9 protein-coding genes, 1 tRNA gene and 1 pseudogene are annotated in these 9,065 nt (G+C 54.3%); 5 read left to right on the top strand and 6 right to left on the bottom strand.

Annotated features, from left to right (window positions below; translation table 11 throughout):
• The 3 genes and pseudogenes from ACT3R4_RS17860 to ACT3R4_RS17850 form a co-directional block, all read left to right on the top strand.
• Positions 1–393, top strand: a 393-nt coding sequence (locus tag ACT3R4_RS17860; RefSeq protein WP_496201273.1) for a hypothetical protein, incomplete at its 5' end; no start/stop codon positions are given.
• Between the two features lie 7 nt (positions 394–400).
• Positions 401–553 carry a hypothetical protein gene (locus ACT3R4_RS17855; RefSeq protein WP_193054485.1) on the top strand — a complete coding sequence of 51 codons (153 nt, stop codon included), beginning with the start codon at positions 401–403 and terminating at the stop codon, positions 551–553.
• 17 nt (positions 554–570) lie between these two features.
• Positions 571–798: pseudogene (locus ACT3R4_RS17850) on the top strand (tyrosine-type recombinase/integrase); the annotation flags it as partial.
• Positions 799–866: 68 nt separating this feature from the next.
• On the opposite strand, the gene ACT3R4_RS17845 reads toward ACT3R4_RS17850, so the two are convergent.
• Positions 867–943: transfer RNA gene (locus ACT3R4_RS17845), tRNA-Ile, on the bottom strand.
• Between the two features lie 113 nt (positions 944–1,056).
• Between ACT3R4_RS17845 and ACT3R4_RS17840 the strand changes: the two genes are divergently transcribed.
• The gene (locus ACT3R4_RS17840; protein ID WP_441680165.1) at positions 1,057–1,647 is read left to right on the top strand and encodes a hypothetical protein; all 591 of its coding nucleotides are present in this window, start codon (positions 1,057–1,059) and stop codon (positions 1,645–1,647) included.
• Between the two features lie 20 nt (positions 1,648–1,667).
• Here the strand turns inward: ACT3R4_RS17840 and ACT3R4_RS17835 are convergent, their stop codons facing one another.
• The 4 genes from ACT3R4_RS17835 to ACT3R4_RS17820 are packed head-to-tail and all read right to left on the bottom strand — an operon-like array spanning position 1,668 to position 5,606.
• Positions 1,668–2,477 carry an ABC transporter ATP-binding protein gene (locus tag ACT3R4_RS17835; protein WP_192527436.1) on the bottom strand — a complete coding sequence of 270 codons (810 nt, stop codon included), beginning with the start codon at positions 2,475–2,477 and terminating at the stop codon, positions 1,668–1,670.
• Positions 2,474–3,622: a FecCD family ABC transporter permease gene (locus tag ACT3R4_RS17830; protein WP_441680167.1), complete on the bottom strand. Its 1,149-nt coding sequence runs from the start codon at positions 3,620–3,622 to the stop codon at positions 2,474–2,476. The genes ACT3R4_RS17835 and ACT3R4_RS17830 overlap by 4 nt, the downstream gene beginning before the upstream one ends.
• A gap of 7 nt (positions 3,623–3,629) precedes the next feature.
• Positions 3,630–4,643: a FecCD family ABC transporter permease gene (locus tag ACT3R4_RS17825; protein WP_172117541.1), complete on the bottom strand. Its 1,014-nt coding sequence runs from the start codon at positions 4,641–4,643 to the stop codon at positions 3,630–3,632.
• A 39-nt stretch (positions 4,644–4,682) separates the two neighbouring features.
• Positions 4,683–5,606, bottom strand: coding sequence for an ABC transporter substrate-binding protein (locus ACT3R4_RS17820; protein ID WP_441680168.1), 924 nt, complete (start codon positions 5,604–5,606; stop codon positions 4,683–4,685).
• A gap of 274 nt (positions 5,607–5,880) precedes the next feature.
• On the opposite strand from ACT3R4_RS17820, the gene ACT3R4_RS17815 reads away from it, so the two are divergent.
• Complete coding sequence (locus ACT3R4_RS17815) at positions 5,881–8,091, top strand: TonB-dependent receptor domain-containing protein (protein ID WP_441680169.1); 2,211 nt, start codon at positions 5,881–5,883, stop codon at positions 8,089–8,091.
• A 152-nt stretch (positions 8,092–8,243) separates the two neighbouring features.
• Here the strand turns inward: ACT3R4_RS17815 and ACT3R4_RS17810 are convergent.
• Positions 8,244–9,065, bottom strand: an 822-nt coding sequence (locus ACT3R4_RS17810; protein ID WP_496201272.1) for a TonB-dependent receptor domain-containing protein, incomplete at its 5' end; no start/stop codon positions are given.

The following is a 9,065-nucleotide window of genomic DNA, read 5'->3' as shown; positions in this document are numbered from 1 at the left end:
TTATTGCTACATCAACACATCGTACCGACAGGCGGCTTCTGCTTTATCGCCGTACCTGCTGACCACCTGCCAGCGCTCGACCTGAACGACACCACTATTACCCGTGTTTCTAACGTCCATGAAGGCACTACGTACGGCATCGTCTTTAAGCACTACCAGCACGCCCTGAACTACCTCACCAAGCACTATGGCCTCGCCCCGGCCACTCCCTGCGGTCCCACTGCTACCAATGCCTCCCCCCGTTCCTCGGTAGTGGTTTTCCCCGCGCAACGACCCACAACCCCACGACTAACGCGCCGCCCCTTATCCACAACGGCCTTTAGTCCTTCCGGAGTTATACACATGAGTAAAAAAACAGCCCATCCGGGTCTTTCTCGATCAGGAAATTCATAGCCGGTATTTGATCCAGGCAGGCACCCACGGCCTAACCCCCTCAGCCCTGGGCGAGCGCCTAATTCAGCACGGTATTACCCAGCTAGAAGGCGGCGATAAAACACCGCTGGAAGCCCCTGGTAGTGATGCGCCTCCCGCTCCCACCACCACAAAGGCCTGATCAATGTCCCCTGCCAAGCCTTCACCAACGCTCTTAAAGCGTCAGATATCCAATTGCCTAAAGGGCAGCGCACGCATGTTTTACGGCACACGTTCGCAAGCCACTTCGTGATAAACGGCGGTAACTTACTAATACTTCAAAAGATATTAGGACATCAAAGTATACAAATGACCATGCGTTACGCACATCTAGCACCGGATCATTTAAGGGAAGCAATCACATACGGCCCGAAAGTCTTCGGTTGACACTTGGTTGCCACTTTGAGGAAAAGTACAGAAAGGAAGGGGAAGCGCGAGGATAAGTCATTGAAAAATGGTGGGCCCAGTAGGACTTGAACCTACGACCAAGGGATTATGAGTCCCCTGCTCTGACCAACTGAGCTATAGGCCCGAAAAGCGTGCATATAATAGCGAATGTGGCGGGGCGAGGCTACCCCTACGTATGTATCTTCGTGCGGGAATGGCACTTTTTACGGGATTGCGGGTCTTGAGATGGAGTTCTTTATGCGGAGACGCGCCTTGAAAGCTTTGATTGCTCTTTTCCCGTTGCTGCTAACGGTGCCGGTTCAGGCCGATTGGCAGCTTGATCCTGGTGAGTCGCGTGTAGAGGCGGCGATTACTCAGCTCAACGGGGCGACACCTCAAACGCATCATCATCAGGTGCGCGATTTAGAGGGAGATATTTCGCCCGATGGTACGTTGCGTCTGCCGCTTAAGCTGAGCCAGACCGACCTGCTTTCGCGCTTTAATGACCTACCGCCGTGGGTCGCTCTGCTGTCGAATACTCCGCTGGTCACGCTGGTTGGGCAGATGCCGCCGGAACGGCTGGATGCACTGGATATCAATGAGTCGCTGGTCGAGACCATTACCTTTCGTGTACAAAACGAAATGGTGAGCCGGGAGGAGTCGGTGCCCTTGCGCTTTACCCGCGAAGGCTTGAATCAAGTGAGGGTGACTCACGCAGAGCCAATGACGCTGGATGGCAAGACGTTAATGGCAAACACCACGGTCCGTACTCTGCTATCCATGCTTGGCTATCAACAGATTGACGATAACGTGCCCATTACGCTGAATGCCTTGCTGATTAACCGTTAAGCCTTTAGCGAATAATCTTTTTAAGCGGGCTCAGTCGCCCGGCGCACATTAGCCAGTAACGGGCTACCGGTCGCCGGGTCGGAAAGTAACGTGCAGTCGACCTGATACAGCTTGCGCACCAGCTCTGGCGTGACCACATTCGCGGGCGCGCCCTGATCAACAATTTTCCCATCACACATGGCGATCAAGTGGTCCGCGTAGCGGCAAGCGCTGGCTAAATCATGCAGTACCATCACCACGGTGCGACCATGCCCAGCCAAGTGGCGCACCAGTTCAAACACCTCGATCTGGTGGCCTAAATCAAGCGCGGAAGTCGGCTCATCCAGCAGTAAAAGCGGCGTTTGCTGAGCGATGGTCATAGCGATCCACGCACGCTGGCGTTGCCCACCCGAAAGCGCGTCAATGGGGCGATCCGCTAAATCCTCAAGCCCTGCCGCTAAAAGCGCGTGTTGTACCACCCGCTGGTCTTCGGCTGACCATTGCCGCAACCAACCCTGATGCGGCTGACGCCCAAAACGAATCAGTTCCGTTACCGTTAGCCCTTCTGGAGCGATAGCCTCCTGGGGCAGCAGCGCCAACTGCGTGGCGAGTTGGCGAGACGGTAAGCGTTGAATATCTTCACCGTTGAGCAACACGCTACCTTCATCGGGCTTATGCAAACGCGCCAGGCCCGCAAGTAATGTCGATTTACCACATCCGTTAGGCCCTACAATGGCTGTCACTTTGGCACTGGGCAGTGTCACCTCCAGGCCATCGATCACCCGCCGCGTGCCATAACCCATGCTTAATGCGTGAGTGGCTAGTGTGGGCGGGGTTCGAAAATCGTTCATGCGTGACTCCGTTGCGGGCGCATCAAAATCCATAAAAGCCAGGGGCCGCCGATGATGGCGGTGACAATACCAACCGGCAGTTCGATTGGCGACAGTAGCGTTCGTCCCGCAAGGTCCGCTAACACCATCACCAGCGCACCTGCCAGCGTAGCCGCGACAACCGGCACATGGCGCGGAGTGGAAAGTGCACGGGCAATTTCAGGGCCGATTAGCCCCACCATGCCTACGGGCCCCGCCACCGCAACGGCCAAGGCCGTTAAAGCAACCGATAGCAGTAATATTTGGATACGGCGCACGGTGGTGTTGATGCCCAAACCGCTGGCCGTAGCGTCGGAAAACCGCAACACCGTGAGTGAGCGTGCCAGCACTAGTGCGGCAACAAAGCCCAGCGCTAAGCCAATTCCCAGCAGTTGGACTGAGCCGCCGGAACGGGCATTGAGGGAACCGACAGTCCAGGGATAAGCAGCATTGGCTGTATCGATAGCCACGCGCGCCAACATCAGTTGCGTGATGGCCCCAAAGATGGCCCCTACCCCAATCCCCGCAACGATAAACCGGTACCCTTGCGTGCCGCTGCCAGCAGCAAGCCCAAAGGTAATAACGGCCGCCGTGGCGGCGCCGGTCAAGGCCATCGCGGAAGGCGCCAGCGATACGCTCATCCCCACAACGGAGGCCACCGCAAAGGCGGTGGCACCGTTATCAATACCAATAATACCGGGCGTGGCCAAGCGGTTACGTGCCAGCGTTTGCATCAAAATACCTGCCAGCGCAAAGGCGCCTCCGGTCAAACAGGCGGCTACAAGCCGCGGCAAGCGTAACTCCTGCACCATAAAACCGGTCATCATATCGCCCTGCCCAGCCAGTGCTTGTACTACATCGCGCGGGTCCAGGGTGACGGTGCCAAGGCTAAGGTAGGTAATGCAGGCGAACAGCAATGTGACCGCTAACCCACTGTTAACCCAAACGGCTCGCTGCTCAAGCAGAATACTGTAGCCATCGCCTCGGCGCTCGCCCCAGCGCCAGTAGCCCGTTGGCGGCTCTACCGGCTCTTCTTCATAACGCACCATTCCCATATCGGGTGTTCTCGCGACCACAGCCGTGGCGCCCTGTTTTTTGAATTCAGCTTTTAACCAGCGAGGCGTCATAACAAACTCACAACATGGGTAAACGGCGGGCGCGTACAACAGCAATAAGCACAGGCGCTCCGCACAATGCCGTAAGAACACCCAGCGGTAGTTCAGAGGGAGCGACCACCAAGCGGGAAATAACATCGGCCGAGACGACGATTAACGGGCCAATCGGTAAACAAAACCATAGAGTGCGTCGGATATCCGGCCCGGCAAACGCACGTGCAACAAAAGGCACTACCAGCCCGACAAAAATAATAGGCCCGGCAATGGCCGTTGCGGCCCCGACCAAAAGCGCTACGCAAAGTACGACCAATGCACGAATCAGCTGAGGATGATGCCCCAGCCCCGATGCCATCCGCTCCCCGAGCGCTAATGCGGATAAAGGGCGCGCAATCAACACAACCAAAAGCGTGCAAAAGGCGATAGAAGGCAATACGGCTATTAGATCTTCCAGACGACGGCCGGCCAAACTGCCAATCACCCAGAAGCGCACTTCGTCAGCAGAGCGCTGGTCAAACAGCAGCAGTAGCGCGGTCATCGCCCCCAGCAACGCCGAGAAAGCAGCACCGGCCAGCACCAGGCGCACAGGGTCATTACCCACGCCGCGCCAACGCGCTACGCCCAATACGCAGAGGCAGCCTATCAATGCACCCAACTGCGCAACGGAAATACGCAGGGTGGCCGCACTTGAACCCAGCACTAGCGCCAGCGCAACAGCAAATGCCGCCCCCGCACTGACGCCCAGCAACCCCGGTTCCGCTAGCGGGTTACGCGCAACGGCTTGCAAGAGCGCACCCGAAACACCCAGCGCCATACCCACCGCAATTCCAATCAAGGTGCGTGGTGCACGCAGTTCCCATACGACAAAATGCGCGTCACTGTCTTCGCTACCCAACAGCATAGAGAGCGCTTGTAATGGCGAAACGCTGCCAGCCCCCACCAACAAACTAACGACACTCACCGCCACTAGGGCGGTGAGCAGGCTTAACAGCAGCGTTCGTTGTTCAAAGCGCTGCGTTAGCGAACTTACTGACATGTTCGTTCCTTCACAGGCGTACCTTGATAGTAAGGACGCTTAAGGCAAGAGCGCTTGTTCGATATCGTTCAGGATGGCCTGGGCGGCCAGCGGCCCTGAGGCGCTGCTCCATACCTGGCCATTCACAGGCACAACGTGTTCTTGTTGCACAACATCCAAACGGGTGAAGGCATTACTCTGTTCAGCAGCCTCCAACGCTTGCTGGCCATCTTCATTTAGCGTGGCAAGAAATAGCCAGTCGCTGTCAATCAGTGAGAGGTTTTCAAGGCTTAATACATCGCTATGGGCACTGCCCTCACTGACCAGGCCTTCGTCTTCCACTATCAGCCCTGTCGAAGCAAGTACGCCAGTTGAAAACAGCTCAGAGGACATGACCATGGGGCCAGCAGGCATCCACCGCACCAGGTAAGCGGTGCCGCCGACATTGGCATCACTCAAACGTTCGTTAAGCTCTGCGGCACGCTGCTCTACCTTTTCAAGCGCTTCATCAATTTCTGCTTCTTTACCCAGCGCCTGACCAAACAGCTGCGTTTCTGCTTTCCAGCCATCGCGAGAAAAACCGCTTGTTTTAGGAACGACCGTGGGGGCAATACGTGACAGCAACTGGTACTGCTCTTCAGCAAGCTGGGGCGCTGCAAGAATCAGGTCCGGTTGTAAACGAAGCACCGCTTCGATATTGAGTTCGCGGGTAACACCGACCATTTCCAGCGCGCTTACATCGGTGTGTTCACCAATATAAGCAGCGACATCGTTGCTGCCACGCGAAGCAATGGCGCCTATCGGGGTGACACCAGCGGCCAACGATGCGTCTAACGCGCCTTCATATAGCGTTACAACACGCTCCGGCGCATCAGGCACTTCAATTTCTCCAAAAGCAGTATCCAGCTCTCGGGCTTGCGCATTGGTAATCAAGCTACTCAATAGCACACCGGCCAAGCCAAGACGCAGTACCGAACGCAGCATAGTGAACCTCTATTCTTAGACCATTCGTTCGAATAGTAACGATTCTCAAAAACATTTGCATCTATATTAAATAGAACCCGACGTTCCATTTTACGCAACACAAAGAAAACCGCTTGTGTAATACCCCAGCCCCTAAACCGGCCCTCCCTGCGTTTCTATTTTAGCAACGCACTGTTCCATGATATTGGCTCGCGCATGGGAACTTTTCTTTTTAGAATCCCACCCTCATTTGATAATAAATATCATTACCGAATCATTTACCAAGGGGATCGCTATGCCACGCTTTACTCGTAATGCTTTAGCCAGCGCTGTTGCTCTTGGGCTGACCGCTGGCGCGGCCAATGCTCAAGAAAATACCCAGCTTAATAACATGGTGGTGACCGCTTCCGGGTATGAGCAAACGCTAAATAGTGCCCCTGCGAGTATCTCTGTGGTAACGCGGGAAGAGCTGGAGCAAAACCAGTTTTCCAACATTGCCGAGGCAATCAAGGATATTCCAGGCGTCGATATTCGCTCCGGCACTGGCAAAACAGGTGGCTTCAATATTTCCATCCGTGGCATGCCAAGTGCTTATACGCTGATCCTGATTGATGGGCGCCGCCAAAATGCCTCAGGCGATGTAACGCCGAATGGCTTTGGCGAAACCTCAACCAGCTTTATGCCGCCCCTTTCAGCGATTGAGCGTATTGAAGTTATCCGTGGCCCAATGTCCACTCTTTATGGGTCGGACGCCATGGGCGGGGTTATCAATATAATTACTCGTCGCGTTAGCACTGAATGGGCCGGCTCAGTAACGCTTGAAAACACTTTTCAGCAGGACCGCGATGCAGGTAATAGCTCAGCCATTAACCTCTATACTTCTGGCCCACTGGTTGAAGATACGCTAGGTCTGCAGTTGCGTGGGCGCTTGTTTGACCGCGATAGCTCCGAGCGCATGGTAGAGGGCAGCGCAGGACGCGACCCTCGCCCTGTGGAAGCGCGCATCTACTCGATTGGCGGGCGCTTAAACGCGACACCCGATGATACCAACGAATTTTGGCTGGATGCCGAACGCTCCCGCCAGGTGTACGACAATTCAGATTGTCGCTTGGGCAGTCTGGATGGCTTAAAGCGTAATGACTGTTCCACACCTCAACCGGGTGAGTTTTTCGGCTACTCAGATGAGCTGCGCTTTAACCGCGACCAAATTGCCGTAGGGCATACCGGCCACTACGCCGCAGGCACCCTTGAGAGTAGCGTTACGCATAATTTTACGGAGACACTTGGGCGTACACTGCCTGCCGGAAACGCACCTGACTATGGCTATATAGCCCAAGGAGGCGAACCACGTCTTCTGGAAAACCGTGACACTGTGGTCGACAGCAAATTCATTGCACCGCTGGATGACCACATGGTGACCGTAGGCGTTCAGTATATTGATGCTGAACTTAAAGAAGGCACTGCAGGCAACGAGAAATTTTCTCAGTCAAGCTGGTCATTTTTTGCCGAAGATGAGTGGCTGCTAACCGATGACTTAGCGCTAACCTTGGGCGGGCGCTATGAAAACCATGATGCGTTCGGTGGCCACTTTAGCCCGCGCGGTTACTTAGTGTGGAATACCACTGACCAGTTAACCCTTAAAGGGGGTATTAGCCAAGGGTACAAAACGCCCACGCTGAACCAGCTACACGATGGTGTTAACGGTTTTGGCAATCAAGGCCAATCCGTCAGTCTTGGCTCGCCAGACCTTGGACCCGAGAAAAGTACCAACTATGAAGTGGGTGCGATCTACGACAACCTTAGCGGCTTCTCTGCCGGGGCAACTGTCTTTTATACTCAGTTTCGCGACCGTATCGCTGATGGCGACAGCCTGCCCAACTGCCAGTATATTGACGGTAATGGCAATCAGCCTTACGCCAATGCCGCTAACTGCTTAAGCGTAGGGAATTTCACTCAGCAGGTTAGCTTTGACCAATCAATCAATATTGACCGCGCGGAAACTCGTGGTATTGAACTGACCAGCAGCTACCAAATTGCTCCTGCCTGGGCTATCAGCGGTGGCTATACCTACACTGACACCGAAATCACTTCCGGAGAGAATGAAGGTCAACCGCTTACCAATGCACCCAAGCATAAGTTGACCACTGATCTTAACTGGGCAATTAATGATCGCTGGAACACTACGCTTGAAGGGGAGTACTACTCTTCACGGGAGCGTTTTAGCGGCAATGTAACCGGCTCCTCCGCCGCACTTGTTGACCAATTAGGTAATAACCTGAACGGCTACACGCTGTTCAACCTGAAAAGCTCTTACCTATTCTCCGATAACGTTCGCCTCACGGGCGCCATTTACAACCTGTTCGACAAGGATTTCGCAGGTCACGACACCTACGAGTATGAAGGGGATACCTACATCGCCTATCACTACACTCAGACAGGTCGTTCCACCGACGGCGTCGCCCTGGATGGCCGTAATTTCTGGGTCTCAGCTACTTACGAGTTCTAATCACTTCCTACTTGAACGGCTCTGCTTGCTGTTTCAATGCTCTCTTTACGCCTCGGCTTTGCCGGGGCTTTTTTATAGCGCTCTCTTTTATAACCGCTATAAAAAAAGCGACCACTTAAAAGTGGCCGCTTGGTTAATGTGCTCTTGAAGAATTAAAAATCCACGCTCAAGCCTAACCACACCCGGCGGCCATCTTCCACATAGCCATACTCATCGTAAGTAATCGTTTCATCCAGCAGGTTATAGATACCGGCATTAAGCTGCGTATTGGCGTTCAGTTGATAGCCAAGACCTGTATCTACAAAGGTGTAAGAAGGCGCGATAGTAGAGCTTGAAGAAGGCCCGGTGACCGGCTGGCTCTCCTTACCCCGGTAGGTTGCTCTGGTCCACTGGCTTAACCGAGCGGATACTTGCCAATCAAGCGATGCTGAAATTTGATGGCGGGGCAGTTGCGTCAGCGGGCTACCGGCGTACTCACCACTCTTCTGTTCGGAGTCGGTGAATGTGTAGCTTCCGGTTAAATCAAGCGATTCATTAAGCGGTGCGGCCATGCTGATTTCCACCCCACGCGTTATCGCTTCATCAACGTTAATGCGGTACGTCGGGTCACTGCCAAAGTCGTTGGGGCCTGCATCACAAATTGAAACAGGGCATGCAATGCGGGTGATCTTGTCGTCAAAGTCGTTATGGAAAACCGTCAAGCTACCGTTAAATCCATTTTCATTTCCATAATAAAGCGCCAGTTCTTTGTTGAGCGAGGTTTCCGGCTTTAAATTCGGATTGCCATATACGTTGCCCCCGCGGCTAACCTGCCCCCAGCCGGGCGCCGTCTCACGAATATTGGGTGAGCGATACCCAGTAGACACGCCCCCTTTCAGTGTCCAATCCGGCGTCATATTCCAGACGCTGTAAAGTCGTGGGCTTATATGACTGCTGTATTTATCTGACTCATCAAGGCGTATACCGCCTGTTAG

Origin of the sequence: Halomonas sp. AOP7-E1-9 (assembly GCF_052376035.1) — a bacterium.
GTDB classification, from domain to species: domain Bacteria; phylum Pseudomonadota; class Gammaproteobacteria; order Pseudomonadales; family Halomonadaceae; genus Vreelandella; species Vreelandella citrativorans.
Note: the sequence above shows the minus strand (reverse complement) of the source record. Positions and strands in the feature narration are given on the sequence as shown.